We start from the raw sequence: 25,313 nt of genomic DNA on the forward strand, positions 1-25,313 counted from the left end.
CTCAGTCTAGGACTTGATCTAGACCTTGCTCTAGATCGTAGCGTCGGCGGCATGACCACGACCGATCAGCAGCCGCTCGGCTCACCCTTCTCCGCCGACACCACCGCCGAGGGCGTCATGGACGGCCTGGACCTTTCCGGCATGACCGCCCTGGTGACCGGGGGCTACTCCGGGCTCGGTCTGGAGACCACCCGGCGGCTGGCGGCCGCCGGGGCCCACGTCGTCGTTCCGGCCCGCCGTCCCGACACCGCGCGCACCGTTCTTCAGGACGTGGAGGGCTGCGAGGTCATCGCCATGGACCTGGCCGATCTCGGCAGCGTGCGCACCGCCGCCGTACAGATCCGCGACCGGCTCGACCGGCTCGACATTCTGATGGCCGTCGCGGGCATCATGGCCACCCCGGAGCGGAGAGTCGGGCCCGGCTGGGAAAGCCAACTCGCCGCCAACCACTTCGGCCACTTCGCACTCACCAGCGCCCTCTACCCGCTCCTGACCGCCGCAGACGGCGCGCGCGTCGTGGTCAACAGCTCCGCCGGACATACCCTGACCGACATCCGCTGGCACGACCCGCACCTCCGTACCGGCTATGACAAGTGGCTGGCCTACGGCCAATCCAAGAACGCCAACGCCCTGTTCGCCGTACACCTCGACGCCCTGGGACACGACGACGGCGTCCGGGCGCTCGCCCTCCACCCCGGCAAGATCATCACCGGTCTCCAACGGGAGATGAGCCTCCAGGAGCAGATGGACCGCGGATGGGTGGACGAGCACGGCAACGTCATCGGCGCCGACTTCAAGACCCCCTCCCAAGGCGCCGCCACCGGCCTGTGGGCAGCCACGTCGCCCCTCCTCGACGGACTCGGCGGGCTCTACCTGGAGGACTGCGACGTCGCACGCGTCTCCGGCCCGGAGCAGTCCATGGACGACGGCGGCGTCCGCGACTACGCCATCGACCCCGACGCCGCCGCACGACTCTGGGAGCTGTCCATCGCAGCCACCGGCACCACCCCGATCACCCGATGTACCCGCGCTCAGCGCACGCCGCGCTAAGCGTGCCGCGCGGCGCTGTCAAGCGGCGACGCGCGACCATGCCCCGTTGCGCACAGAGCAGCAGATCATGTCGCTGACCGCCGAATCGGGTGTACGGCGCCCAGCGGTCTTGCCGGCCGTCGACGAAGGAGAGCTGGAACAAGCCGTGCGTGACAGCCGCCTGGAGTGGAAGTTCCGCACCAACAGTGCCGGCAGGACGCTCACGACCGGCGGCGTCCGCGGCGGATCACCGGACTCTGCCGTCGACCGGGTCGCGGACTTCTACGGCGCCTACGTTGACGCCGTGGACGACGGCACCGACGACCTGGGCGACAACCTTCGCAGTCACTACCTCACCGAGGACCTCCGCCAGCGGCTCGCCGCCTGGGAGGAGGTCAACCATGCGGACGGCGTGCTGCGCGCCCAGGACGTACCCACCGCGTGGGAGGTGCGTTACCACGATTCCGGTGCCGGACACCTGTTCACCACAGTCACACTGACCTGGGGCACCGGCCCGGACGCCGGACACACCCGGCTGGCGGTGCAGAGCGACCTGAGCACGAAGCTCATCTCGGATATCGAAGATGCGTGACGCGGGCTCCACACCTCCGGGGGCAACAACGCGTTCGTCACGCCGCTTGGGTCTGTTGCGAAAGTGCTGATCGCAGCCGCTCGTTGGGGACTTGGACCAGCATGGTTGCCACTTGGTGCACGGCAAGTTCCTCGTATCTCGCGGCGGCAGCGCAACGACCTTGACCTCAACCGCACTTGAGGTTCTAGCCTGGCGATCATGACGACTTCAAGCAACCCGCAGAACGGCACCGCCACGCTTGGCCGGCGGCCCATCGCCCTGGTCGCCTGGGGCGCCACCGAGGCGATCCTGCGGCACTCGCAAGCCGCCTTGGCGCGTATCGACGTGACCCAGCCCCAGTGGTGGGCGCTCAACAACATCGTCCGCGCCGAGCACGGCCTCACCAGGGAGGAGATCCGCGCCGTGGCCGTGCCCTACGGCATGGGCACCCAGGTGATAGTCGACGCCGCCGACGCCCTCGTACACCGGGGCTGGCTCGGCATCGGCGCGGACGGTCGGCTGACCATCACGGAACAGGGCCGCGCAGGCCTGGCAACGGCGAAGGAACACATGGACCGGGTGCGTACGGAACTCCTCGGCGACATCACGGAGGAGGAGTACGCGACGGCAGTCTCCGTGCTCCAGCGCGTCACCGACAACCTCGCCCAGGGGCTGTCGTGAAGGCTGGTCACTGCCATTCGTTGATGGGCGAGACCAGCACGGTCGCCTCGTAGCGAACGGCAAGCTTGTTGTATCTCGTTGCCACCGCACGGTGGCGCTTGAGTCGATTGATCCCGCATTCAACCCCACGGCGCTCTTTGTAGTCGGCCTTGTCGAACGTGGGCGCTCGACCGCCGCGGTAGCCGAGTTTCTTGCGGTTGCGGATCTGATCGGCCTTCTCAGGGATGGTGCAGCGGATGCCACGTCTGCGCAGGTAGGCGCGGTTCGCGCGGGAGCCGTATGCCCTATCGGCGCGGACCTTGTCCGGCTTGTTGCGTGGCCGGCCCGGGCCGATACGGGGCACGCGGATGCCCTCCAGGACCGGCTGGAACTGCGGGCTGTCGTGCCGCTGACCGGCGGTGACAAGCAGGGACAGCGGCTTCTGCCCCTGCTCGACCGCCAGGTGCAGCTTCGTTGCCGGCCCACCGCGCGAGCGCCCGAGGGCGTGGTCGTCGGGTTCGCTGCCGACACCACCGGGAGGCTCCTGCTGCAGATCCCCCTATTTACGCGCCCGGGCGGCGTGCTGGTGGGCCCGGGTGATCGTGGAGTCCACGCTCACGTCCCATGTGATCAGTCCTTTCGTATCGACTTCGGATTGAAGCTGCTCGAAGAGCCGCTGCCAGGTGCCATCGCGCTGCCAGCGCCGGAACAGGTCGTAGGCCCGGTCCCACGGGCCGTATCGCTCCGGGAGATCGCGCCACGGCGCGCCGGTCCTGGTCCGCCACCGTATGCCGTCGATCAGCTGCCGCCGCGTCCAGACCGGCCGTCGGCCCGGCTTCCTGCCCATCGGCAACAGCGGCTCAAGCCGACCCCTGCTGGCCGTTCGTCAGATCACCACGCCTCACGGCCGTTGATCATTTACAACCTTGATTCACTTTCGCACAGCAGGTTGGACATCCAGTAACTGGTGGGGGCGGCCTTGCCGGCCGGTCATTCCACCAGCACGGTCCGGACCGGCAGCACTCCGACAACGACGGCGGCAACTGCCTCGAAGTCGCCGGCCACCTCCCCCTCGTCCCTGTCCGCGGCTCCAAGAACCCCACCGGCCCCGCCCTCGTCTTCGAGGCCGCCGCCTGGTCCTCCTTCGTCGCCGGGGCCAAGGGCGGGCAGCTCAACGCTGAACCGTCCGACCCGCCTCGGGCCGCCCCCATCGCGCTCGGCACGAGCGCCTCTCCCCTCGGTCCAGGTATGGACGGGGAGTTGGTGGAACGGGCCGCCGCCCGAGCTCGCACGGTGGGGGCCTTGATGATCGTGCTAACTTCCGTGGCGAGCAGGCCGCCGGCCATACGGCGGCCCAAGAGACAACGGGGACGATTCATGCGGAAGAAGACTGCCTTCATGCGCCTGGCCGGGGCTGCCCTGGCAGCGGGTGCGCTGGTCACGACCGTTCAGGTGCCGAGCGCGAGCGCCGCGAGCGGGTGGACGCTCCAGAACATCAACAGCGGCAAGTACCTGGAGATCGGCGGCTGGTCCACCGCCGACGGCGCGACCGCCAACCAGTGGGACGTGACCGGTGGCCCGAACCAGTCGTGGGAGCTGTTCTACGCCACGACGCAGACGGGGCTCACCATCAGGAACGTGCACAGCGGCAAGTGCCTGGAGATCGCCGACTGGCGCACGGACAACGGCGCGCCCGCCCGTCAGTGGGAGTGCACCGGTGGCAAGAACCAGCAGTGGGACCACGTATGGCTCAGTGACACCAGCAACCTCACGCTGCTCAAGAACCGCAACAGCGGCAAGTGCCTGGAGATCGCCGACTGGCGCACGGACAACGGCGCGCCCGCCCGTCAGTGGGACTGCCACGGTGGCAAGAACCAGCAGTGGAACCAGCAGTAGGAGCGCGATCGGGTTCGCCTCTGCCCAGCACGTCTTCTCCATGAGTAGACCGGTGAACGACCCGTCCGGACCATCACGACAAACACCGTTGCCGTACTAGGGCCTGTCCGGCCTGATCCGCCGGACAGGCCCTGGCCCGGACGGGCAACCAGAGACGCGAGCGATGCCCGTAACGCAGCGCACGTCCCCGCGGCTCGCCGCGCGAGCTGCGGGGACGTGGCTGCCACTCCTGAGTCGCGGACTCGACCGCTACGACCAGCCCCACATGGGGGGCGCCAGGCCGGGCCGAACCCGACGATCACGCGCTCGGCCGCTCCCGCGGCGGCCTGAGCACAAAGGTCCACCTCGCCAGTGATAGCCACGCACGGCCCTTGACCCTCCGCATCACCGCAGGCCAAGCAGGCGATGCACCGGCCTTCGAAGCCGTCATGGCAGGCATCCGTGTCCCACGAAGCGGTCCTGGCAGACCGAGGCGCCGACCCGATGCCGTCCTGGCAGACCGCGCGTATTCGTCCCGCGCGATCCGAATGCATCTCCGACGGCGCGGGATCCGCGCTGTCATCCCTCAGCCCTCGGACCAAGTCGGCCATCGACTGCGTCGGGGCCGTGCCGGAGGCCGCCCGCCCGCCTTTGATGCCGCGGCTTACAACAGCGGAATGCCGTCGAACGGTGCATCAACCGACTGAAGCAGTGGCGTGGCTTGGCCATGCGAGCGGACAAGCTCGCCATTGCCTACCAGGCTGCCCTTCACCTCGCTTCCATCCTCATCTGGGCTCGGCGGTAACCAGCACGAGAAGTCAGCCAGCCTGGAGCCGCTTCCTGCGGCGCCGCCGGACGTCACGCACGAGCTGCCATACAGTCGCGACCTGAAGCAGCGCCGCCCAAGCGAGGAACCATCCTGAATCGTCTCCGTTCAGATACGCCTGCATCGCTCCGGCGACGAGCATGAGGGAGACCAAGACTCCCACCATCGATATAGCCAAGCCGATTCGATCAGTCACCTGCAAAGTGTCATGGCCGATCTCCTTCCTGGCTACCCGTGCGACCAAGTTCCAAGGGCCTGTGTTGCAGCCCTACCTCAGGACATGGCCGGTGTCTCCTTCGATCACCTTGAAGTGCAGCGGTAGGCGGGCGATACAGTGCGCGCCGTGGACATACCTGACTGGTTCGACTGGATCGCCCTCGGCCTGGCCGTCCTGCAGTGCCTCTCCCTCGTCCCCGTTAGCCGTCGGCTGCGCGGACCCGACCCCTCGGTGCGCTCCAAGGCGCGTCTCGACCTGCTGGAGACCGTCGGCACCCTGCTGCTTCTCAGCGGCCTGCTGTTGAGCGTCTTCGTGGCGGAACCCTTGATCTGGCTCGCCCCCGTCGGCTTCGCGTTCCTGACCGCCGCCTACGCCGTGAAGGGCGTCCACCGGCTCCGCGCCCGCCGCCGCCCCACGGCGTGATCCAGGAGACAGGCCCTGGGTCCAAGGTCGTGGCCGTCTACGCCTTGGGCCTGATCATTCTGTGCGAGGCGACGGCATAGCGTGCTGCTTCCGGGTCGTCCGTCTAAGGGGAGAGAGCATGAGCACTGCTGCACCGGTTTCGCTGGTCACGGGCGGCAACAGGGGTATCGGCCGTGAAACCGCGCGCCAGCTCGCCGGACTCGGTCACGTCGTCCTGCTCTCCGCCCGCCGCCTGGAGGACGCCGAACGGGCCGCCGCTGATCTGGCCCCCGGCGTGTCCGGCAGGCTGCTGCCATGCCGGCTGGACGTGACCGACGCCGACGACATCCACGCCCTCGTCCGGCGCGTGGAGGAGGAGTTCGGACGCCTCGATGTCCTGGTCAACAACGCGGCCATCAACTACGACACCTCCCAGCGAGCTGTCTCCGCTGACCTCGACGAGGTCCGCCGGACCCTGGAGACCAACCTGTTCGGCGCCTGGCGGACCGCGCAGGCGTTCTTGCCGTTGCTGCGCCGCTCAACGCATCCCCGAGTGGTGAATGTTTCCAGCGAATCCGGTTCCCTGGAGTCCATGTCCGGCGGTACCCCTGCCTACGGAGTTTCGAAGGCCGCCCTCAACGCCCTGACCCGCAAGCTCGCCGACGAACTGCGCGCCGAGCGGATTTTGGTCAACGCTGTCTGCCCGGGATGGATCGCCACCGACATGGGCGGCCCGGGCGGTGACCCCGTCGACCAGGGCGCGGCCGGCATCGTCTGGGCTGCCACCGTGCCCGACTCCGGTCCCACCGGCGGCTTCTTCCGGAAGGGCGAACCCCTGGCCTGGTAAGGAAGTCCGGCGGTCCCGCCACGAAAGCCCCAAGAGATCGTCTTCACTGGCTTGGTGGCCGAGACCGTGGAGCGGACGGCGGCCTGGCTCGCCGGCTCGAGCGGCCGGCAGCGGGCGAGGCGCTGGCGGTGCACGTCGGGGACGGCGCTGACGCGCAGGGCGCACCGCTGCCCCCGCGCCGTACGCGCACCCCTGCTCGAGCGCGGCCCGCGCGGCGGGCTCCAGCTCGGCGGCGCGGAGGAAGTCGGCGACCTTGCCCGGCATGTCGAGGGTGACCGGAAGCTCCGGAGCCTGGACCCCTTCCTCGGTGGCGGTGTGGTCGGGCAGGAGGTCGCCGATGACCATGCGGATCGCGCCGCCGTCGGCGCCGTGGTCGCGGGTGGTCGCGGTGAAGGACGTCGAGCACGTCGAGGATGCGCCCGGTGCGGTCGACACTCGCTTGCAGAGCAGGTTGGCCACGTCGCTCCCGTTGTGATGGTCACCTTCGACCCTGCTCCCTGCTGTCAGCAAACCCAGTCATCAGCCGCCATCGGATCTGATGGGATCGGCCCCGCCGTCGGGCCCGGAAAGCTCCGGCCCCCAAAAGCTCTGGCCCCGGAAAGCTCCGGTTCATTGGACGGCCACCGCGTCTGTCGTCATTCATCGATTGCCGACAGGCAGCCGACGCGTCCGGGTGACGAGTCGGGACAGACTGCTGTCTGCCATCGGTGAACACCACGCCGAGCGGGCGCAAGGGTCACTACCGTCCAGTCGCATGACGACGGTCACCACCCGTACGGTCGAATACCCGGCCGACAACCTGACGATGATCGGATACCTCGCGCTCCCGGCCGGTGCCGAGCGCCGACCCGCAGTCCTGATCGGACCCGAGGGGATGGGGCTCAGTGATGTCGAGCGCCGGCGGGCCGAGGCTCTGGCCGAGCTGGGGTACGTGGCGCTGGCCTTCGACCTCCACGGCGGACGCTATTTGGAAGACCCGGAGGAAATGCTGGCCCGTTGCATGCCGCTGCTCGCCGATCCCGAACGCATGCGAGGAATCGGTCACGCCGCGCTCAACGTGTTGCGTGCCGAACCACGGGCCGATCCCGACCGGACCGCCGCCATCGGCTACGGCACCGGGGGCGCAGTCGCACTCGAACTCGGTCGCGCCGGCGTCGACCTGCGCGCGATTGGGACCGTCAACGCACTCACCACGGGCCGACCGGGCGAGGCGGCACGCATTCGCTGCCCGGTATGGGCCGGGGTCGGGTCGGAAGACCCGATCATGCCGCCCGCGCAACGGGAGGCGTTCACCGCAGAGATGCAGGCCGCGGGCGTCGACTGGCGCCTCGTCGTCTACGGAGGAGCCCTTCACGCCTTCCACCACCCTACGGTCGACCACGCTGTGCCTCCCGGCGTCGGCTACCACCCACGGCACGCACAGCGAGCCTGGCGCGAGATCGTCGCCCTGCTCGCCGAGTGCCTGCCCGTCACGGATTGATCCGATCGGCTCCTGATACTCACTCCTGCCCGCCGTCATCGTCTTCGTCCAGCTCCGGGGCATCCGGGTCGCGCAGCACGCGCAGGGTGCCGGCGGCCGGAGTCGAGGCGGTGAAGCTGCAGCGGCCGATCAGGTTCAGGTCGCGGTGCTCGAGCGGGGAGAGCCGTGCGATGTCCTCGTCCCGGATCTCGTGGTGCTCCGACTTCAGCTGGGCGACGGTGGCGTCGATGCAGCGGGTCGTCCGGAGCACGATGGCGTTGAAGACCAGGCCGAGCGCGCCGTCGCCGAGGTGGACGAAGGCGCCGAGGAAGCCGGTCCAGGTGTTCACCTCGAACAGCAGGTCGGGCCCCTCCGAGTGGGGCTCGTCCAACAGGCAGGCGCGCGGGGTGGACCAGCGGTCCGACGGGCGGCGAAGACGTCGCGGTTGTTCAGGGCCCGGAGCCTCTATACGCGACTCCAGAGCATGCGGGCATCCCGTCCGAGGCCGGAGTACTCCGACACCGGAGCGCAGCCTCTGCCTCCGCCTGGCACACCACCGTGTGCCGCGCTACGACCCGGACCAACGGCCATGTCGCCAGGGGGAACCGTCCGACCGGCGCAATCGTCGGTTACGGATGTGACTGAAGTGACGCCCACGCTGCCTGCCGACCACCGCGAACTGATCTCCGACCTGTCCGGGATTGTCAGCGACTACCCCTCTGCGGATCCCGAAACGACCCTCGCCGCCCTCGTCGACGACGCGGCGGAGGCGCTCGGCCGCGTAGCCACCCCGGAGGGCCGCCGGGAGCGGACCGGGTACACGATCCTCCTCCATGCCACCTGCTGGTACGTCTCGGCGCGCATCTTCAGCAAGTCCCTGTTCGCATCGTACGTACGGGCCTTGGAGGGGTTCCGTGCGCACTTGGACCGGGCCTCCTGCACGTGCCCGGCCGGCGCCCACCCCGCGGAGCTGGACTCGGAGTACGAGGTCGAGGCTGGGGTGAGCATGCTGACCGAGGCGGGACGGGTCGCATTCGCCGAAGACTACGGTCTCGATGACGAGGAGTCGGCGGCATTCGACTGCGAGGGGTTCCTCGCGGACCTCGCCGATGAGGCCCTGGGCCGCTTGCGCGAGGCACACGAGGAGCTCTTCGGCGGCATCGATGTCTCCCATCTGGACGCGCGGTTCGTCCGGGACGACGGCCGCGTCGACGTCGTCGCCATGCAGGAGGCGATCAGTCGTACCTGGGAGGACAACACCGGCCCGGTCGCCCTGTGGTCCGCACGCCGCTGGCTCACCAGGCAGGTGCGGGACGAGGAGCGGATCGGCGTGTTCCTGTGCCTGTGGATGGGCATCGCCCAGTCGTACGGGGGGCTGCCGCCCTCGTACGCACGCGACCTTGCCGCCGCGCTTGCCACCATCGACCTGGACGTGTCCTGCGAGCATCCGCAGCATCCCTGGTCCACCGCCGATTCCACCGTGCAGTCCCGGTACCGCGCGGTGGTCCACCTGTACGCGCCGGACGACCACCCCGACACCCCGGTCCCCGCTGAACTCTCGGCGCGCGAGCTGTGGGAGTGCCCTGTGCAGTACGCCCAGTTGGCGCGGAAGGCGTTGGATGACCTGGCGGGATGGCGCATCATGCGCGGCGGCGATGACGAGGACTGGGAGAACTGAGCGTACGGGCGCCGCTGCGGCGGCGCCCGTCATGCTTCCAGTTCAGCAGTGGCGTACGCATCCGCCGCCGGCGAGGTGGGTCAGTCAGGTGGGCCGTCTCACCGTCTCTGACTGGCAAAGCCGAGTGAATACCGAGCGCGACGACGACCAGCAGCGCCCCGACGCCCCACAAGCGGGGGACCCGTATGGGTGCCCGCAACCGGTCGCTGGGCAGCCGTCCATGGCTCCTTCCGCGCAATCACCCGCCGGTCCAGCTGACCCTGGATTCTTCGTGCATCTGGTTTCCGCGGAGTCCACGAGGGGCCGTGGTCACCAGGGGACGACGCCGTCGTCCTCGAAGAACGAACCGGTCGGGCCGCCGTCGGGCAGCGTGGCCAGCCGGATCGCTGTGGCCGCGCCCTGTTCGGGGGTACGGGATCCGTGGAAGCCGGTGAAGTCGGTGGCGACCAGGCCCGGGCAGGCCGCGTTGATCAGGATGTTCGTATCGGCGAACTGCCGGGCGTACTGCACCGTGAGCGCGTTGAGGAAGGACTTCGACGGTGCGTAGGCCGCCATGACCGGGCCGATCTCGGTGTCCGGGTCCGACTGCCGGGTCAGGGAACCGACGCTGCTGGAGACGTTGACGATGCGTGGCGAGGCCGAGCGCCGCAGCAGCGGCAGCATCGCATTGGTCACTCGGACGACACCCATGACGTTGGTATCCACGACCGTGCGGAACACCTCCACGTCGAGCGCGGTCGGGTCCTGCTCCCACCCCGGGCCCATCTCGCCCGAGATGCCGGCGTTGTTGACCAGGGCGTCCAGGCGCCCGGCCAGCCTTTCGATCAGTTCCGCGGCACCGGTGACGCTCTGGTCGTCGGTCACGTCCAGCGGGACCTCGAACGCGTCCACGCCGAGGGCGCGCAGCTTCCCGACGGCGGTTTCGCGTCGGGACTCGTCGCGGGCTCCCACGCCCACGCGGTACCCGAGGCTGCCCAGCCCTGCCGCGATCTCGTATCCGATGCCCTTGTTCGCGCCGGTCACCAGCGCGATCTTCGTTTCGTTCATGCTGATGATGTTGGCTCGCGGACGAGTGGCGCCGCCAACACCGATCCGGTGCCCTGTGATACCTGCCAGGTATCACCGCGTATGCTGCGGCCGTGGACACCCTGGACACCCTGGAAACCCTGGAGACCCGCGAGTTGAGGTATTTCGTGGCCGTCGCCGAGGAACTGCACTTCGGGCGCGCCGCCGAGCGCCTCGGCATGGCCCAGCCGCCGCTGTCGCGGGCGATCCAGCAGCTCGAACGGCGCCTCGGGGTCTGCCTGCTGCAGCGCAATCGCCGCGGTGTCCGCCTGACCGGTGCCGGAGAGGTGCTGTTGCACGAGGGCCGGGCTGCCCTCGACGCGACCGCTGCCGCCGCTCGCCGCACCCGGCGTGCCGGCGGTGCCGAAAGCCCTGGCGGCCCCCGCAATCGACTGGTCCTCGCGGTGAAGGCCGCCGCATCGCACGAACTGCTGCGGAAACTTCTCGACGCCTACGCGGCCGAGCCCGACAGCGCCGAGATCGAGGTGCTGCTGTGCAGTGTGGGCGAGCAGGAAGAGCTGCTGCGCAACGGACGTGCTGACGTCGCGCTCATGCACACGCCGTGGAACTCCCTCGCCGGATTCGACAGCGAGGCACTGACGACCGAGAGGCAGGTCGCCGTTCTGCCGGCGGGGCACCCCCTCGCCGCCCGCGAGACCTTGTCCCTGGCCGATGTCAGGGACATCCCGGGTCTCCCGCTCGCCCGCTGGCCCACCCGCGGCGCCTACGCGCCCGGCCCTGGCCCCGAGATCCACAACCAGACGCAACTGGCCCAGCTGATCGCCCTCGGACGCACCGTGGCGGTCGTCCCCGACTCCGCCCGCTCCTGGCTGTGGGCCGAGCACACGGCCGTCCCCCTGACCGACGCACCTGCCGTCGTGACCCACATCGCCTGGCCCGCGCACAGCCGCTCCCTCGCCCTGGCCGGCCTGGTCCGCACGGCCGCACGGCTATGACCAGGACCCGCCGGCCCTCATCGGCCACCACCCAGGACGCTCGGACACCATCGGGGCCTGCGGCTCGGACACCATCGGGGCCTGCGGCTCGGACACCACCGGGGGCTGCGGCTCGGACACCACCGGGGGCTGCGGACCGGACACCACCGGGGGCTGCGGACCGGACAGAAAACGGCCGGCGGCGGGCAGAACATGGCCTCGACGGCTCGGCCGGTCATGGCTCACGCAGTCGAGGTCGGCCAGACCACAGGTGAGCTCGGTCTGCCGTCCGCTCTGACTGTCCTCCAGCTCGAAGACGGAGCCGAGGTACAGGCCGCCGACGCAGGGAGGCGCCGCGTGGAGGCCGGGTTTCGGGAGGCTGCCAGCGCGCCCCGCGGTCTCACGACGGTCTGTGCGGTGAAATGCGAGCGTGGTCAGGTCCTCCGATGCCCAGTCGAGTGTCGTACGACGGCTTCACCGCGCTGCCCGGCGGGGAGCGGCGGCGCGCAGTCGGCGACGCCAAAAGGCCACCCGTATCGAAACAGGGTCGGCCGGCCGCCACAGCTGGGCCGGGCTGGCGGTGAGCGCCCTGCCCGGTCTGGCAGCGGTGATCGCGGTGCTCTTCACCTGGATCTCGGTCGGGCAGGCGAAGGAAGAGCTACGGATCAGTCAGGAAGGACAGATCACCGGCCGCTACACGGCAGCCGTGACCAACCTGGGATCACAGAGTGCGGATGTGCGGGTCGGTGGCATCTACGCACTGGAACGCATCATGCGCGACTCTCCGCGTGACAACACCACGGGCCTGTCGGTACTCGCCGCGTACCTGCGGGCCCACGCCCGCCTCCCTGCTGCCGGTGCTGCCGATATCGAGCGAGCCGAAACCACCCTCGCATCCGCTTCTGTCGAACCCCTGGCCGTCGACCTCCAGGCGGCCATGACTGTGCTGGCCAACCGCCCCGTCAACGATGAGGATCGGACGATCCTTCAGCTCCGCTACGTCAACCTGAGAGGGCTGGCCGACATGGGCGAACTCGACCTTGCCCGGGAAGACCGCACGCCCGGCGTGTCCAGTGGCCATGACCGGGTTCCGAGCGGAGTCAGAGCCAACCTCTCCGGGGTTGACCTGACAGGATCGGACCTGAGCGGAGCGCAGCTGTACAAGGCCACGTTCTCGCGCGCACTCCTCCCGGGCGTGGTTCTTCGCAGGGCCTACCTCGCCGAGACGATGTTCGTCGGGGCGGTCCTGACCGGTGCCGACCTGCAGGACGCTCACCTTCAGGGCGCCGATCTGAGCGCCCCTTCCGTCGGATCACGCGAGGGGTTGCTGCGGGCCGACCTGCGACGCGCCGACCTCAGTGGTGCCAAACTCGTCGGTACCAACCTGCGTCTCGCGAACCTCGGCAAGACAGAGGCCGAGGAGGCGGACTTCAGCGGCGCCGATCTGCGGGGCGCGGACCTCCGGGGCGCCAATCTGAAGAACGCGGATCTGCGCGGTGCGAACCTGGTCGGAGCCAAATTCAGCAGAGCGACCAACCTGACTGGAGCAGACCTCAAGGACGCAATCTTGGAGGAGACGGAGATCGCGGGAGGTGGAGGGCCGCAACGCTCCTTCAAACGGCGCTAGGAATCAGCGACAACTGCTGTGGTGCTACGCCGATCGGGCCCGTGCCAGATGAACGCCTCCTCCTCGTCCTGGTGCCCCCGTCTGTTACCCGTGTCCGCGGGAACGTCTTGAGTGGCCGAGCGCACCCGTTCGCGCGCCCCATGCTCCCGTGCCCGTGGGTGACCCCAGGAGCGCAAGTGCCCGCCACGCGGAACCGTCACGCCTCATTCGCACTCTGCCTAAGCGACAGCAGAGCATCGTGAAGGGGGGCCGCTATGAACCGGCGCGCACTGCTTGCGGCGGGTACCGGCTACGCGGCGGCCGTCGCCTGGACGGTGGATTGGGGCAGCGGTCAGGCGGGGGCCGCGCCCAGCGGCGGTTCTGCTCCCGCTACCAGTGGACAGCGGCACCCGGGCTCCGCATCCGCCGTGGTCGGCAGCCGCGCGGTCGCGCCTCGCGCCGCTGACTGGTCCGCGCTCGACCGGGGCCTCCAGGGCGGTCTGATACGTCCGGGCGATGCCGACTACGCCATCGCCCGCCAGCTGTACAACACACGCTTCGACGGTCTGCGTCCCGCCGCCGTCGCCTACGTGGCCAACACCGCGGACATAGCCGAGTGCCTGGCCTTCGCACGCCGCCACGGGACCCCCGTCGCCATCCGCAACGGCGGTCACTCCTACGCGGGTTGGTCCAGCGGCAACGGACGCCTGGTCATCGACGTCTCCGCGCTGAAGTCCATTCGTAGTGGCTCCGGCACTGCCGTCGTCGGGGCCGGCGCCAAGCTCATCGACGTCTACACCCAGCTCGGTGCTCGAGGCGTCACCATCCCCGGCGGATCCTGTCCCACGGTCGGCATCTCCGGCCTGACGCTCGGGGGCGGCCACGGTGTGGTCTCGCGCGCCTATGGGCTCACCTCCGACAGCCTCACCGGCGCCCGCATCGTCACCGCCGACGGCCGGACCCTCGACGTGTCCAAGGACCGGGAGACCGACCTGTTCTGGGCACTGCGCGGCGCAGGAAACGGAAACTTCGGTGTCGTCACCGAGCTCCGGTTCCGCACCCACAAGGCCGCCGACGGCGTCACCGCGCACATGACCTGGCCCTGGTCCAAGGCCGCTGCCGCACTCCGCTCCTGGCAGGAATGGGGACCCGCCCAGCCCGACGAGATCTGGTCGGCGCTGCACCTCTCCGCCGTGGCCGGCCGGACTCCCACCATCTCCATCAGTTGCTTCTCACTCGGCACGTACGGCGCTCTGCAGAACGCCGTCGACCGGCTCGCGGACCGCGCCGGCGGCCCCGGCGCCGCCTCCCGCATCACCATGCGGCGCCGCGGCTACCTCGACACCATGCGGATGTACGCGGGCTGCGCGACGCATACCACCACTCAGTGCCATCTGCCCGGTACGATCCCGGGGCGGCAGCCCGCCGGCATGCTCCAGCGAGAGACATACGCGGCGCGCTCGGACTTCTTCAACCGCTCGCTGAGTACCGCCGGCATCCGGTCGCTGCTCGACCAGGTCGAACGCTACGGGCGCAGCAGCGGCGGCGGCGCCGTCTCCGTAGCGCTCACCGCCCTGGGCGGCGCTGTCAACCGCGTCTCCCCGCAGGCGACCGCCTTCGTGCACCGGGACTCGCGCTTCCTCGCGCAGTACACCGCGTCCTGGCCCGCGGGTCATAACGCCGGGGCGGCGACGGCCTGGCTGGACGGCACCCACACCGCGATGCGCCGGTACGCCTCAGGTGCGGCGTACCAGAACTACGCGGACGCGAGCTTGAGCAACTGGCGCTCCGCGTACTACGGCTCGGCCGCATCCCGGCTGGCTGAGCTGAAGAGGCGTTACGACCCGGGCAGAGTTTTCGACTTCCCTCAGGCTCTGTGAGCCGACGCGGGGTGTCTTCACGCAGCGGCGGTGCGGAACACTGCTCCACGGTGGGTGCGCCGGGATCGTGGTGCAGGGTCAACCAGGGGTGATGGGGGCGACCGCCTGGTTGGCTGCGGGCGGCCACGCGGTCCTCAGGCCCGCCGTCAGTGCCTTGCCCGCATTGGCCCGGACCAGGAAACCGGCGCAGGTCGGTCCGGTCTCGTCGGGCAGGTCCTCGGTGTAGGCGATCCGGCTGTGGTCGTCGAGGGCGGTATGCAGACAGGCGTATCCGGCGCCGTTGGCCCGGTCCTTGTGCGGGCTGCCGGCCGCCCGCCCAGACGAAGACGCCCGGTCTCGGCCAGCGGGCCATCACGGTGGGGCACCAGGGCCTCCTCGGATCGGTGCGGATGTCGCGATTCACACCGAACCCGGAGGCTCTCACCCGTTCAGAACCCAGCACGCGTGTCACCAACGTTGCCGGACAGCACACCTAGGCCCCGTGGGTGACGGGCTGCCCGGCGGTGCGCTCGGACTCATCCTGCACAAGGAGGGACAGGAGCGAGGCGAGAGGAAGGCCGGCTTCGGCGGGATGCCGAAGGACCTTGCCCGGCTCGATCCGGTATGTATTCGTGCGCCCTTCCCGAGTATGGGAGAGGTAGCCGCCCACCTCAAGGTCGGCGATGATCCGCGAGACGGCGCGCTCGGTGAGCCGACAGCGGGCAGCGATATCCCGGATGCGGACGTTCGGGTTGTCTGCGATCGCGGCCAGGACACGCGCGTGGTTCGTGATGAACGTCCATCCAGTGTGCGATTCAGAGGATCCAGCCATGGCCTGGATTTTACGGGACCCAGGTTGCCAGACCATAAATGCATGACATAAATTTCCGGCATTAGATGTCGCATCTTCCCTCCTAGGAGGGATCGCCGGAGGGAGTCGAGCATGCCCTGGCCTCACACAGCCGCGCCCACGCTGCTGACCACGTCGGGTTGCGACCGAGCTCCGCGGCCGGCCGGCGAATCTCCGGCGTCGCAGAGCGCAGTGCTCCGGTACGAGCGCGGACAGGCGCAGGTCGTCGAGGCCCGCGGCGCCTACGACTTGCACACCGTCGGCCTCCTGGCCGACGCGCTGAAGGCCGCCGCCGAGACGCACCCCAAGGTCGTCCTCGACGCCTCCGGGGTCACCTTCGCGGACTCGGCCTTCCTGAACCTGCTGATCCTCACGCACCGGACGGGGAAGCTACGCGTAGCCGCACCCTCGGAGCGGGTCCGGCGACTCTGCGAGATCACGGGTGCCGGCGACGTCCTGCGGATCCTGGACACGGTCGACGCCGCCGCCGACTTGTGAGGAGACGCGTCGGCCTGCCCGACTGGCTGGCGTCTCTGGGCCTGTACCGGGCCGTGGCGCTGAGGATGTCGCAGAAGTCAGTGACGCGGGCATTCACCTATGCGTGGGGTGTCGAAGGCTGAGCCTTTGCGCGTGGAGACGTCCACGGGGTTGCGGATGCGGCAGTTCGAGCGGCTGCGGAAGGTCGTACGGGAGCGCGGCGGAAACGGCCTGGCGGTGGGCTGCCGTGGTGACTGCCATTGGCGAGCGAGGCCCGGCAGGTAGGGCTGCGGCTGCCCGTTCGAGTCCTCACCGAACTCGGCACGCTGCGGTTGCAGGCGCAGTTGGCTCGAGCTCTCCGACTCGAACAAGCCTCCGCAACCGTCTGTCCCCTCGCCACGAACGCCCGGGCCCTTTCGACCCTGCCTGTGAACCCCGGTACGCCCCGTCCCCCCTGTTCATGGCCCGCGGAGGACGGCGGACACCGACGCGATTCTGCCATTCCCCAGCTATGCACCGATGAGTGCAACTCTTGCACCAGGCAGTGCATGTGATGCACTATCGAGTGCATCGCAAGGCTCAGACTAACTCCCCCACGCGAGAACGGTGGTGGTCATGTCCGAGGTCAACCTCCTCTCCTTATCGGGCAGTTCGCGAAAGGTGTCGTACAACACCGCTCTGCTGCTGGCCGCTCAGCAGCCGGCTCCAGCGGGGACAGCGATCCGGCTGCTGTACGGTGAACTGCGGGCTCCTCCTCTCGTTGACCAGGACCTGGACACCGCATCGCCGCCAACTTCCGTGCTCGACCTGCGGCGGAGCATCGCCAAGGCCGACGCCCTGCTGACAGCCACGCCGGAGCACAACACCTTGACTCCGGCCGCCTTGAAGAACGCGATCGACTGGGCCGGCACAGGGCCGAACGCCGTTTTTGACCGACAAGCCGATCGCCATCGTCGGCGCCCCTCCCGGAGCCCTTCGGGTCCTCCCGCGCCCAGCTGGGACTGCGCCAGATCCTTGGCTCGATCGGCTCCGACCTCGTCATCAAGCCCGAGGTGGCCGTCGTCCGTCGCCACGAGCGATTCGACACGGACGGCACCCTCACGGACTCCTCCTCCAGCAGCTGCTGTCCGAGCTGCTCGAAGCCCTTGCGGCCAAGGTCCACAACACAAGGCCAGTGGCCTCCAGGGCCGCCCAGGGTGGGCCGGCGCGGGTCCGAGGTGATCCCGTCATGTGTTCAGGGAAAGGACTCTCACCATGTCCGGTGCGGTACCCAGTACGTCAGGCGGCCTGCCCGAGAAGCGCCGGGCGATCTCCCAGGCCGCGCGTCGAGTCTTCGGACGCGAGGGGTACGCCCGCGCCAGCCTCGATGTGGTCGCCGCCGAAGCCGACGTCGCCAAGCGCACCATCTACAACCACTACACCAGCAAGGAGCAGCTATTTCTCTCGGTGGCGATCGAGGGCGCCGACGCGGTCACCGAGGCTGTCCGTGTGCTGATGGAGCGACATCTCCGGAAGATCGTGGACCTGGAGGAGGACCTGACCGCCTTCTGCCTGGACCGGGCCAGAGCGGTGACGGAGTTCCCCGAGCACTTCGCTCTCGTCCGCACCATTCACGCGGAGGTGACCCGGCTGCCCGATGCCGTCCTGGAGAAGTGGATGGCCCACGGCCCGCCCTCCGCCCATCAGCGACTCGCTCCGTACCTCCAGAAGATCGCCGACCGCAAGCTGCTGGAGTTCGACGATGCGGAGAAGGCCGCGAACCGGCTCAACACGCTCACCATGAACGACGTACTGATCCGCTCCTTCTACGGAGCCGTCCCACTCCCCGAATCCGTGGTTGAAGAGATCATCACAGAGGGTGTCCAGGCGTTCTTGTGCCTTTACTCTCCGTCGTCGGCCGCACTCCAGCAACAGAACTGAGGAGTCCGCGTGTCTTTTCTGTCCCCCGACTATCCCGAGATCATCTACCCCGGCAACGAGGGCGAGGTATCCGCCACCTTCCGCTCTGCCGACACTCCGCCGGACTACACCTCGCCCGGCGGGGCCACCTACCACTACCTGTCCACCCGGCTCACCACGGACGGGCTCTTCGGCCTTTACCAGAACCGGATGGGGCCGGCCGTGGGAGGCACCAGCCCACACTTCCACAAGACGATGTCCGAGGCGTTCTACGTCCTGTCGGGCGAGGTCCACGTCTTCGACGGCGAGCGCTGGATCGACGCGACGCGGGGTGACTACCTCTACATTCCGCCAGGTGGCGTGCACTCGTTCGGTAACATCTCCGGCGAACCGACGGAGTTCCTGATGCTCTTCGCCCCCGGAGGAGCCCGCGAGGGCTACTTCGAGGGCCTCGAACACGTGGCGGGGATGACCGCCGAGGAACGGGCCGCTTTCTTCCTCCGCCACGACAGCTTCTTCACCGACATGTCCAAGGGCCCTGCAGCAGATTCCTGGGAGGACAGGGCTGCCCTGCGCAAGTCCTTCAAGACCCGCTGACTGCCTCCGCCGGGCACCCGGCCGTGCCGATCGTTCCCGGACGCCGGCGATCGGCACGATGGGGCGGCGGATGCGGCCAGAGCAGATCTGTCCAGTAGATCCCTGAAGCAGGCAGAACGTGCCGTGTGAGGAGAGGACCTCAAGAATGTTCGCAGTGATCTACCGGTGGCGGCTCCAGCCGGGCCTGGAGGAGCAGTTCGTCGAAGGATGGCATCGGGTGACGGCGGCGATCCGACTGCGGTGCGGCAGCTACGGGTCAAGGCTGCACCAGACGGACGACGGTACCTGGGTGGCCTATGCACGCTGGCCCGATGCAGCCACCCGCGACCGATGCGGGACAGTCGACGCCGAGGGTCTGACCATGATGCGGGAGGCGGTGGAGGAGCGCTTTCCGGAGATTCGTATGCAGATCGTCGACGACATGCTGGCCGAGCCGAATCCAGCGCCGGACGCCGCACTCCTTGGCGGGAGCTGAGATGGGCCAGTGAAGGGGGTCCCTCCGGAGTTCGACGTCGGTGCGGGAGCCAGGCCGGCCAGGTAGGAATTGCGGTCGGTGCGGGTTACTGAGGTTGAACTCGTGATGCTGTCTCGTTGTTCAGGCGGGCGTGACGGCCAGGCCGGTCTCGGGTCGCCGCCCACGCCGCAGCTCGGCGGCTTTGTGGACGGTGCGGTCGATCCGGGGCGCGGTACCGGTCGTGTCGACCGGCCCGTTTCCCCAGACCGCTTCCCGCACCCGGAGTTTTCCCGTTTCCGATCACCGGGCGCTCTGCAAGTCCCTTCACGACGCGTGTGTTGTCCTCCTTCCAGGCCCGGCCATGGAGTTGGGATGACTGTTCCCCGGTGGCGATAACGCGTGGTGGTTACGCTCGCCGGGTCGAGCAGCGCCCATTCCTCCGAGGCCGGCCACCATCCGACGGCGTAGGAGCGGTGGCCGAGGTCCTTCTAGGGTCTGTTGCGAAAGTTGATCTTGTTCGTTGATGATCACCTGCCGTGGGACGTGGAGATCTGACGGATGGCCAGTGGGCCCGGCTTGAGCCCTTTATGTCGACGGGCATCAAGCCGGGGCGGCCGCAGGTGTGGACGCGCCGGCAGCTGATAGACGGCATACGGTGGCGGACCCGGACCGGTGCTCCCTGGCGGGACGTGCCGGACCGGTATGGGCCGTGGGACCGGGTCTATGACCTGTTCCGCCGCTGGCAGCGGGACGGGAGCTGGGCCCGGATCCTCACCCAGCTCCAGGCCGAAGCCGACGTGAAGGGCCTGATCACCTGGGACGTGAGCGTCGACTCCACCGTCTGCCGGGCCCACCAGCACGCCGCCGGAGCGGTGAAAAGGGGGACCTCCAGAAGGAGCCGCCCGGCGGCGTCTTCGTCGAACCGGCCGACCACGGCCTCGGGCGGTCCCGCGGTGGACTGACCAGCAAGATCCACCTTGCCGTCGAGCAGGGGCAGAAGGCGCTGTCGGTGGTGATCACGGCCGGGCAGCGGGGTGATTCCCCGCAGTTTGAGCCGGTCCTGGAGGCAATACGGGTGCCCCGGGTCGGGCTCGGAAGGCCGCGCAAGCGCCCGGACCGCGTGCGGGCCGACAAGGCGTACGACTCCCGCCGTAATCGCTCTTACCTGCGCAGACGCGGGATCAAGGCCACCATCCCGGTTCCGGGGGACCGGGTCCGCAACCGCCTCAAGCGTGGATCGCGTGGCGGGCGGCCGCCGAAGTTCGACAAGGACGACTACAAGCAGCGGCACGCCGTCGAGTGCGGGATCAACCGGCTCAAGCGCCACCGGGCCGTCGCCACGCGGTACGACAAACTCGCCGTCCGCTACGAAGCGACCGTGCTGATCGCAGCCATCAACGAATGGCTCTGACCTCGGTAAATGCTTCCGCGGCACCCACTGTCGAGCAGTAGCGTGCCCCCATGGGGATCAGCGTTCAGGTTCGGACATTCACAGGCGCGGTCGAGGCCACGTGCGTACATCCATCCATCGCTGACCTGTGCAGACGGGCGGCGAGCCAGAACCTGCCCATGCTCAGATACGTCGATCCCTGCGACGACACCGTGTTCAACCGATCGCAGCTCAGAGTCCTCATCCCGGAACTCCGGGCCCTGGCGAACGGCTCAGCCGCCGATGAAGCCGAGGCGGTGCACGAGATCCTTGCGCTGACCGCCCAAGTCGAGCGCAAGGCCCACCGGTATCTCGTCTTCAACGGCGACTGACGACGCGACTTTCACAACAGGCCCTAGGGGCGTATTGAGTCGTGATCAAACTGCCTCCTGCATACGCCGGTGGCGGCCGTCTGTGGGGACTTGCGTGAGATCATCCGTTCATGAGTAGCGATCTGGAAGTAAGTGCTCTGGCGATCAATGTGGCGATCCCGCAGGCGCTCCGCTGGACGGACACTCGACGTGGTGAAACATTCACGCTGACCACACTCAACGTCCGGCTCCTGCCGGACGGTCACCTCGCCGTGAAGGCCTATGGCAGGCCCGTCGGTGGTGGTCGGGGCGCATACGTCTCGTTCCCTGTTCCCGATAAACCCGAACTGGCGGCCCTGGTCTCCGACGCTGCGAGCCGTGCCGGGGCGTTGTGGGACGCTCATCGTGGTCTCGGCTGATCTCAGGGGCTCAATGGGGTCGTGATCAACCTGTCGGCCGCCCCGCACCCCGCCCGGGCGCGGTCGCCGGTGACAAGGCCCGCTCGTCCCGCGGTGATCGGCCCCATCTGCGCAAACGCCACATCAAGGCAGTTATCCCCGAGAAGAAGGCCCAGGCCGCCAACAGAGAAGGTCTCCAGGGGCGGTCGGCCCGTCAGTCACGACGTCGACCTCTGTAAGGAGAGCAGCACCGTCGAGCGCCTGATCAACAAGCTCAAGGCCTGGCGAGGCATCGCCACCGGTTTCGGGAGCCGGCTGCGTTCCCGGTCCTGGCTGTCCGTTCTGTGGATCCGCACCGGGCGTAGCGGACCCTGAAGAGTCCCTGCTCGTCTGGAGGCCTGCTTGTCGCTGGTTGGTATGTTGCGGTCGGTCGACGACTGAACCGCCTGTCCGCTCGGGCCTTCGTCTTCTGTGTGACGTGTCAGCGGCCCTCGGCCTCAGGTGATTCGCTCCGCACCGATCGCGAGAGCGACCGAGCCCTGACAGCGATGGCGGGTCGATGTTTCTGGGGACAAGTCAAGGCGGCCCTGGCATTTTTGGTCAGTCTGATGACGTCGCTTATGCAGGGAGCCTCTGGGTTCTCCGAGGTTGACGGCTTTCGCTTACGGGTGGCTCTGCTCCCGGTCAGAGTGAACCGTCGACGGTTGGCTCGTGATCACGCCGCCCGTGACGCCAGGACCTTCCTCTCAAATGCAGAAGAAGAACGGAAAACATCATGCGCGTAATGAGAAACGCCCATGCTCAGGTCTCTGCCTCTGCGCAGGGCTCACGACGCAGGTGGGCTCGAGCTGCGGGGCCTCTCGCCGCTGCGGCGATGATCTCGGTGCTCGTGTCGCCGGCCGCTGTCGCTGCGCCCATGGCCGACACGGCCAGTGCGGCCACGGCCGTGACGTGTTACGACGACCCGTGTGTCACAGGCATCCGTGCTGCGACGCACACGGACTACGACCGGCTGGTCTTCGACGTCACGTCATCCACCCGGATAGACGGGACGTACACGAACACGACCGGCGAGTACGTCCCGATGAGCGGTGAGACCCGGTATCTGAACGTCCCGGGCACGTCGTACCTGTTCATCACGATGGACCCTGTCCACCTGGCCTCAGACCTGAACCTGAACCAGGCTCTGAATCTGCCCACGATCAAGGGCGTACAGCTGACGAACTTCCATGCGGCCAGGGCCGAGTTCGGCATCTCGCTGGGCCCCTCGACACGCTACTCCGTGTTCACGCTCACCCAGCCGGACCGCGTGGTCGTCGACGTGTATCGCTAGTCCGCGCAGTTCCCACCGGTCCCGGCGACCACGGGGGGACAGTTGATGCCGGGCAGCATGGGCAGATCCGAAAGGCAGAACCAGTGGCCCACCCGGGGGCCCGGTGAGACGACTGCGGGCAGGCATACGTCCTGGCCGTGGTCGCCTGCGCGGTCCTGGCGGAGCGGAGTTCCTCACGATCGTCGAGCAGCCGCCGACTCCTCTGACCGGCTCGATCACAGTGTTCCGTCCACTGCTTGCACGTGCCCGTCACCCGACTCCGGCACGGTGCAAGGCACTTCACGCGGTCAGGGTGCTGTGACCCGCCCGGGTCGACCGCGGTGGCGGGTACCCGGACCCGGTGACGCGGCCGGGTGGCCGGGAGCAGCCGAACGGGCGTACTCCACCTGCCACCGCGCCCGCGCCCCCCTCACGGTGGGGAGTTTCCTGTGGAGACCACGTCGGTCCCCGGCGACTGTGTGAGTGTGTCCGCGGCAAGGCCGTCTGCTCCGTGCCCGGTGGTGGCTGCCCCGCGACGGTGGTGTACGCGCCCGAAGGCGCTGAGACGCCGGTGAAATGGGCCGTGCCCACCACGTAGCAAGGCCAGAGGCGCCCGGGGAGTGTCCGCGCCCTGACTGGCGGGGTGCGCAGAGTGCTGTGTCGGGGCCGTGGGAGAGACGGTTCGGCCAGTGCCCCGTTGTACCGCGCCGCACCGCGTCTGACCATGCTGCGCGGAGGGACGCGGATACGTTGCAGCCGGCGTGGTGTCAGGCCGCAAGACCTGGCTGCCTTTGAGGGCGGCACCGGCGAGGGGGCGTGCCAGCGGGCTTGTCGGTCTCGGTGTGGGCGAGGACGGCGCCGTGGTGATGTCCATGAGGAGGCCGGAGTGGCCGCCGGTGGCACGGGCGTCCGGTGAGCGTCCGGACGATCTCCTGGACCGCTCTGGGCCCTCAGCAGTGCCCGGGCGTGTGTTGCGTGTGGTGGTACCTGGTCAGGGCCACCCCGCCCCCGGCACTTCGACGTCGATGGCCAGTACCTGCCCGGATCCGGGCGCGACCAGTTCTTCGACGCCCATGCCCCGCCACTCGGCGGCTGTCACGAACAGGGTCCTTCGCCCGGGCCCGCCCAGGGCGCAGGCGAAGGCGCCGCGGTCCAGGGCGACTGTCTGCAGAACCGCGCCTCCTTCCGCGACCCGCACGCACCGTCGGTTCGGCACGTCGGCGTACCACACCGCGCCCTCCGCGTCGGCGCAGATGCCGTCCGGAGCTGCGCCGTCCAGGGCCGCCCAGACCCGACGCCCGGACAGGCCGCCGTCGGCGCCGATGGCGAACGCCACGAGTTCGCTGCGGTGGGAGTCCGCCACGATGAGCATTGAGCCGTCCGGGGTCACCGCCATCCCGTTGGGGAACGCGAAGCCGCCCGCGGCCTCGCGCGCCGTCCCGTCCGCCGTGACCAGCGTGACCGAACCCGGCCGGAACTCCTCGCCGGCCATCGGGTTGTAGCCGATCCGGTTCACGTAGGCGTTTCCGCGGCCGTCCACGACGATGTCGTTCCAGCCGGGCTGGCCGAGGTCGGCGTAGGTGGACAGCGACCCGTCGGCGTCCCGCACAAGCAGTCGACCGTCCGGTGAGGAGACGATGAGCAGCCGACCGTCCGGGAGCCAGGCGCTGCACAGGGGCAGCGACTCCACTCGCGCGATGACCTCACTCGTGCCCGCGAGGTCGACGGCCAGGACCTCGCCTGCCGACCAGTCGGAGAAATACAGCCGGCCGTCGTGCCAGCGCGGTGCCTCGACCAGCCCGCGGCCGGCGAGGAGGACTCGGGGCTCGCTCATCTCGGATGCTTCCCTTCTGGCCACGATCTGGCCGATGATCCGGCCAGGTCAACGCTAGCGTCGTACGGCGCCGAGGACGGTGATGACCCGTCGGGCGTTGTCCTTCGCTTCCTCCCGGAAGGTGTTCGCGGCAAGGCCGTCTTCCCTGTGACCGGCGACGCCCGACCCGCGACCGTGGTGAACGCGCGCACGGTGGAGCGCGGATGCGTTGCAGCCATCATGGCGTCAGGCTGAACCGCTCTCCGGTCAGCGGCGGTGCGCCCGACGGTCGGCGCAGCTTGCTTCGAGCTGATCGCAAAACCGGCGCCCGACACGACGCACACGCTCATCGGCCTGACTCTCGACGTCCACCACACTGAGCTGCTGATCGCGGCCATCTTCGCGGGCTCTGTCGTGGACGAGATCGACCTTGGCCACCATCGAGGACGGCTTCACCCGGTGGGCCGCCGAGTTCAACGCCTCCAACCCGGACACCGCCGCAGGCCTTGCCCCCACGCCCACTGCCGCAGCTCTGGCCCCCGTGCCGTGACCGCCGGAGAGTATCTCCAGCAGGGCCTGGATGAAAGGGCCCCGAGTCCCCCTAGCGGCTTCTCCGTCACCGGGCGGCGGTGAACCTCTCAGGGTGCGCAGCGCGGAAGGATCCGCTGAAGGACCGCGTCCGCCACCTGGGCACGCAGGCACTCCTCGATGTCTTCCCGGACGGTCCTCCAGGGAGCATCGCCG

25 protein-coding genes and 7 pseudogenes are annotated in these 25,313 nt (G+C 68.8%); 25 read left to right on the forward strand and 7 right to left on the reverse strand.

The annotated features are described in order from the left end of the window. Positions 1–51: 51 nt before the first annotated feature. The 3 genes from ACIRSU_RS12630 (at position 52) to ACIRSU_RS12640 (ending at position 2,281) form a co-directional block, all read left to right on the forward strand. Positions 52–1,050: an oxidoreductase gene (locus ACIRSU_RS12630; protein ID WP_403791333.1), complete on the forward strand. Its 999-nt coding sequence runs from the start codon at positions 52–54 to the stop codon at positions 1,048–1,050. Between the two features lie 46 nt (positions 1,051–1,096). Continuing rightward, entirely contained in the window at positions 1,097–1,621 is a 525-nt protein-coding gene (locus ACIRSU_RS12635) for a hypothetical protein (protein ID WP_403791335.1), read from the forward strand. 198 nt (positions 1,622–1,819) lie between these two features. Further along, the gene (locus ACIRSU_RS12640) at positions 1,820–2,281 is read left to right on the forward strand and encodes a MarR family winged helix-turn-helix transcriptional regulator (protein ID WP_403791337.1); all 462 of its coding nucleotides are present in this window, start codon (positions 1,820–1,822) and stop codon (positions 2,279–2,281) included. Between the two features lie 7 nt (positions 2,282–2,288). On the opposite strand, the pseudogene ACIRSU_RS12645 reads toward ACIRSU_RS12640, so the two are convergent. Next, positions 2,289–3,165, reverse strand: a pseudogene (locus tag ACIRSU_RS12645) (IS5 family transposase). 127 nt (positions 3,166–3,292) lie between these two features. Between ACIRSU_RS12645 and ACIRSU_RS12650 the strand changes: the two are divergent. The 7 genes and pseudogenes from ACIRSU_RS12650 to ACIRSU_RS12680 all read left to right on the forward strand — a co-directional run. Further along, positions 3,293–3,409 (forward strand): annotated as a pseudogene (locus tag ACIRSU_RS12650) (DUF397 domain-containing protein); the annotation flags it as partial. 228 nt (positions 3,410–3,637) lie between these two features. After that, entirely contained in the window at positions 3,638–4,156 is a 519-nt protein-coding gene (locus ACIRSU_RS12655; protein ID WP_403791339.1) for an RICIN domain-containing protein, read from the forward strand. 287 nt (positions 4,157–4,443) lie between these two features. Next, positions 4,444–4,940 (forward strand): annotated as a pseudogene (locus ACIRSU_RS12660) (IS5 family transposase); the annotation flags it as partial. Positions 4,941–5,304: 364 nt separating this feature from the next. Then, a complete protein-coding gene (locus tag ACIRSU_RS12665) occupies positions 5,305–5,601 on the forward strand; it encodes a hypothetical protein (RefSeq protein WP_403791341.1) in 297 nt (98 codons plus the stop codon). Positions 5,602–5,719: 118 nt separating this feature from the next. Next, positions 5,720–6,427, forward strand: coding sequence for an SDR family oxidoreductase (locus ACIRSU_RS12670; protein ID WP_403791343.1), 708 nt, complete (start codon positions 5,720–5,722; stop codon positions 6,425–6,427). A 337-nt stretch (positions 6,428–6,764) separates the two neighbouring features. Beyond that, positions 6,765–6,902, forward strand: a complete 138-nt coding sequence (locus tag ACIRSU_RS12675; protein WP_403791344.1) for a hypothetical protein — start codon at positions 6,765–6,767, stop codon at positions 6,900–6,902. 279 nt (positions 6,903–7,181) lie between these two features. Next, complete coding sequence (locus tag ACIRSU_RS12680; RefSeq protein ID WP_403791346.1) at positions 7,182–7,907, forward strand: dienelactone hydrolase family protein; 726 nt, start codon at positions 7,182–7,184, stop codon at positions 7,905–7,907. Positions 7,908–7,926: 19 nt separating this feature from the next. On the opposite strand, the pseudogene ACIRSU_RS12685 reads toward ACIRSU_RS12680, so the two are convergent. Then, positions 7,927–8,187, reverse strand: a pseudogene (locus tag ACIRSU_RS12685) (Tn3 family transposase); the annotation flags it as partial. Between the two features lie 288 nt (positions 8,188–8,475). Here ACIRSU_RS12685 and ACIRSU_RS12690 point away from each other — a divergent pair. Next, a complete protein-coding gene (locus ACIRSU_RS12690) occupies positions 8,476–9,564 on the forward strand; it encodes a hypothetical protein (protein ID WP_403791348.1) in 1,089 nt (362 codons plus the stop codon). Positions 9,565–9,873: 309 nt separating this feature from the next. Here the strand turns inward: ACIRSU_RS12690 and ACIRSU_RS12695 are convergent, their stop codons facing one another. Next, on the reverse strand, positions 9,874–10,611 hold the full coding sequence (locus tag ACIRSU_RS12695) for an SDR family oxidoreductase (RefSeq protein WP_403791350.1): 738 nt from the start codon (positions 10,609–10,611) through the stop codon (positions 9,874–9,876). Positions 10,612–10,721: 110 nt separating this feature from the next. On the opposite strand from ACIRSU_RS12695, the gene ACIRSU_RS12700 reads away from it, so the two are divergent. The 3 genes from ACIRSU_RS12700 (at position 10,722) to ACIRSU_RS12710 (ending at position 15,050) form a co-directional block, all read left to right on the forward strand. Then, on the forward strand, positions 10,722–11,585 hold the full coding sequence (locus ACIRSU_RS12700) for a LysR family transcriptional regulator (RefSeq protein WP_403791505.1): 864 nt from the start codon (positions 10,722–10,724) through the stop codon (positions 11,583–11,585). Positions 11,586–12,144: 559 nt separating this feature from the next. Further along, a complete protein-coding gene (locus ACIRSU_RS12705; protein WP_403791352.1) occupies positions 12,145–13,191 on the forward strand; it encodes a pentapeptide repeat-containing protein in 1,047 nt (348 codons plus the stop codon). A gap of 254 nt (positions 13,192–13,445) precedes the next feature. Then, a complete protein-coding gene (locus ACIRSU_RS12710) occupies positions 13,446–15,050 on the forward strand; it encodes an FAD-binding oxidoreductase (protein ID WP_403791353.1) in 1,605 nt (534 codons plus the stop codon). 159 nt (positions 15,051–15,209) lie between these two features. Here ACIRSU_RS12710 and ACIRSU_RS12715 read toward each other — a convergent pair. Both ACIRSU_RS12715 and ACIRSU_RS12720 read right to left on the reverse strand, forming a co-directional pair. Further along, positions 15,210–15,368 (reverse strand): annotated as a pseudogene (locus tag ACIRSU_RS12715) (IS481 family transposase); the annotation flags it as partial. A gap of 154 nt (positions 15,369–15,522) precedes the next feature. Then, a complete protein-coding gene (locus ACIRSU_RS12720; protein WP_403791355.1) occupies positions 15,523–15,861 on the reverse strand; it encodes a helix-turn-helix transcriptional regulator in 339 nt (112 codons plus the stop codon). 210 nt (positions 15,862–16,071) lie between these two features. On the opposite strand from ACIRSU_RS12720, the gene ACIRSU_RS12725 reads away from it, so the two are divergent. The 11 genes and pseudogenes from ACIRSU_RS12725 (at position 16,072) to ACIRSU_RS12775 (ending at position 22,777) form a co-directional block, all read left to right on the forward strand. Then, complete coding sequence (locus ACIRSU_RS12725) at positions 16,072–16,377, forward strand: STAS domain-containing protein (RefSeq protein WP_403791356.1); 306 nt, start codon at positions 16,072–16,074, stop codon at positions 16,375–16,377. Between the two features lie 99 nt (positions 16,378–16,476). Then, a pseudogene (locus ACIRSU_RS12730) lies at positions 16,477–16,599 on the forward strand (IS5/IS1182 family transposase); the annotation flags it as partial. A 372-nt stretch (positions 16,600–16,971) separates the two neighbouring features. Next, complete coding sequence (locus ACIRSU_RS12735; protein WP_403791357.1) at positions 16,972–17,577, forward strand: NADPH-dependent FMN reductase; 606 nt, start codon at positions 16,972–16,974, stop codon at positions 17,575–17,577. 33 nt (positions 17,578–17,610) lie between these two features. Further along, complete coding sequence (locus tag ACIRSU_RS12740) at positions 17,611–18,276, forward strand: TetR/AcrR family transcriptional regulator (protein WP_403791359.1); 666 nt, start codon at positions 17,611–17,613, stop codon at positions 18,274–18,276. A gap of 9 nt (positions 18,277–18,285) precedes the next feature. Next, complete coding sequence (locus ACIRSU_RS12745) at positions 18,286–18,852, forward strand: cupin domain-containing protein (protein ID WP_403791361.1); 567 nt, start codon at positions 18,286–18,288, stop codon at positions 18,850–18,852. 145 nt (positions 18,853–18,997) lie between these two features. Then, on the forward strand, positions 18,998–19,327 hold the full coding sequence (locus ACIRSU_RS12750; RefSeq protein ID WP_403791363.1) for a hypothetical protein: 330 nt from the start codon (positions 18,998–19,000) through the stop codon (positions 19,325–19,327). 515 nt (positions 19,328–19,842) lie between these two features. After that, positions 19,843–20,717 (forward strand): IS5 family transposase gene (locus ACIRSU_RS12755; RefSeq protein ID WP_403791365.1). Its coding sequence is split into 2 segments (ribosomal slippage): positions 19,843–20,236 and positions 20,236–20,717, totalling 876 coding nucleotides; the frame shifts between segments, so codons are not numbered across the junction. A 50-nt stretch (positions 20,718–20,767) separates the two neighbouring features. Next, entirely contained in the window at positions 20,768–21,067 is a 300-nt protein-coding gene (locus ACIRSU_RS12760) for a hypothetical protein (protein WP_403791367.1), read from the forward strand. Between the two features lie 110 nt (positions 21,068–21,177). After that, a complete protein-coding gene (locus tag ACIRSU_RS12765) occupies positions 21,178–21,465 on the forward strand; it encodes a hypothetical protein (protein ID WP_403791369.1) in 288 nt (95 codons plus the stop codon). 29 nt (positions 21,466–21,494) lie between these two features. Continuing rightward, positions 21,495–21,819: pseudogene (locus tag ACIRSU_RS12770) on the forward strand (hypothetical protein); the annotation flags it as partial. Positions 21,820–22,360: 541 nt separating this feature from the next. Continuing rightward, on the forward strand, positions 22,361–22,777 hold the full coding sequence (locus ACIRSU_RS12775) for a hypothetical protein (protein WP_403791371.1): 417 nt from the start codon (positions 22,361–22,363) through the stop codon (positions 22,775–22,777). Between the two features lie 970 nt (positions 22,778–23,747). Here ACIRSU_RS12775 and ACIRSU_RS12780 read toward each other — a convergent pair. Continuing rightward, positions 23,748–24,590, reverse strand: a complete 843-nt coding sequence (locus ACIRSU_RS12780) for an SMP-30/gluconolactonase/LRE family protein (protein WP_403791373.1) — start codon at positions 24,588–24,590, stop codon at positions 23,748–23,750. 246 nt (positions 24,591–24,836) lie between these two features. Beyond that, positions 24,837–25,064 carry a hypothetical protein gene (locus tag ACIRSU_RS12785; protein ID WP_403791375.1) on the reverse strand — a complete coding sequence of 76 codons (228 nt, stop codon included), beginning with the start codon at positions 25,062–25,064 and terminating at the stop codon, positions 24,837–24,839. Between the last annotated feature and the right edge of the window lie 249 nt (positions 25,065–25,313).

It is taken from the genome of Streptomyces sp. NPDC101160, from assembly GCF_044768205.1.
Taxonomy (GTDB): Bacteria; Actinomycetota; Actinomycetes; order Streptomycetales; family Streptomycetaceae; genus Streptomyces.

Excerpts from the sequence above, each read along its gene's own strand:
- ACIRSU_RS12640 (WP_403791337.1), top strand. The coding sequence starts at position 1,820 with ATGACGACTTCAAGCAACCCGCAGAACGGCACCGCCACGCTTGGCCGG.
- ACIRSU_RS12740 (WP_403791359.1), top strand. The coding sequence starts at position 17,611 with ATGTCCGGTGCGGTACCCAGTACGTCAGGCGGCCTGCCCGAGAAGCGC.
- ACIRSU_RS12670 (WP_403791343.1), top strand. The coding sequence starts at position 5,720 with ATGAGCACTGCTGCACCGGTTTCGCTGGTCACGGGCGGCAACAGGGGT.
- ACIRSU_RS12630 (WP_403791333.1), top strand. The coding sequence starts at position 52 with ATGACCACGACCGATCAGCAGCCGCTCGGCTCACCCTTCTCCGCCGAC.
- ACIRSU_RS12735 (WP_403791357.1), top strand. The coding sequence starts at position 16,972 with ATGTCCGAGGTCAACCTCCTCTCCTTATCGGGCAGTTCGCGAAAGGTG.
- ACIRSU_RS12695 (WP_403791350.1), bottom strand. The coding sequence starts at position 10,611 with ATGAACGAAACGAAGATCGCGCTGGTGACCGGCGCGAACAAGGGCATC.
- ACIRSU_RS12750 (WP_403791363.1), top strand. The coding sequence starts at position 18,998 with ATGTTCGCAGTGATCTACCGGTGGCGGCTCCAGCCGGGCCTGGAGGAG.
- ACIRSU_RS12720 (WP_403791355.1), bottom strand. The coding sequence starts at position 15,861 with ATGGCTGGATCCTCTGAATCGCACACTGGATGGACGTTCATCACGAAC.
- ACIRSU_RS12655 (WP_403791339.1), top strand. The coding sequence starts at position 3,638 with ATGCGGAAGAAGACTGCCTTCATGCGCCTGGCCGGGGCTGCCCTGGCA.
- ACIRSU_RS12760 (WP_403791367.1), top strand. The coding sequence starts at position 20,768 with ATGGGGATCAGCGTTCAGGTTCGGACATTCACAGGCGCGGTCGAGGCC.
- ACIRSU_RS12765 (WP_403791369.1), top strand. The coding sequence starts at position 21,178 with ATGAGTAGCGATCTGGAAGTAAGTGCTCTGGCGATCAATGTGGCGATC.
- ACIRSU_RS12680 (WP_403791346.1), top strand. The coding sequence starts at position 7,182 with ATGACGACGGTCACCACCCGTACGGTCGAATACCCGGCCGACAACCTG.
- ACIRSU_RS12780 (WP_403791373.1), bottom strand. The coding sequence starts at position 24,590 with ATGAGCGAGCCCCGAGTCCTCCTCGCCGGCCGCGGGCTGGTCGAGGCA.
- ACIRSU_RS12675 (WP_403791344.1), top strand. The coding sequence starts at position 6,765 with ATGACCATGCGGATCGCGCCGCCGTCGGCGCCGTGGTCGCGGGTGGTC.
- ACIRSU_RS12775 (WP_403791371.1), top strand. The coding sequence starts at position 22,361 with ATGGCCGACACGGCCAGTGCGGCCACGGCCGTGACGTGTTACGACGAC.
- ACIRSU_RS12690 (WP_403791348.1), top strand. The coding sequence starts at position 8,476 with ATGTCGCCAGGGGGAACCGTCCGACCGGCGCAATCGTCGGTTACGGAT.
- ACIRSU_RS12710 (WP_403791353.1), top strand. The coding sequence starts at position 13,446 with ATGAACCGGCGCGCACTGCTTGCGGCGGGTACCGGCTACGCGGCGGCC.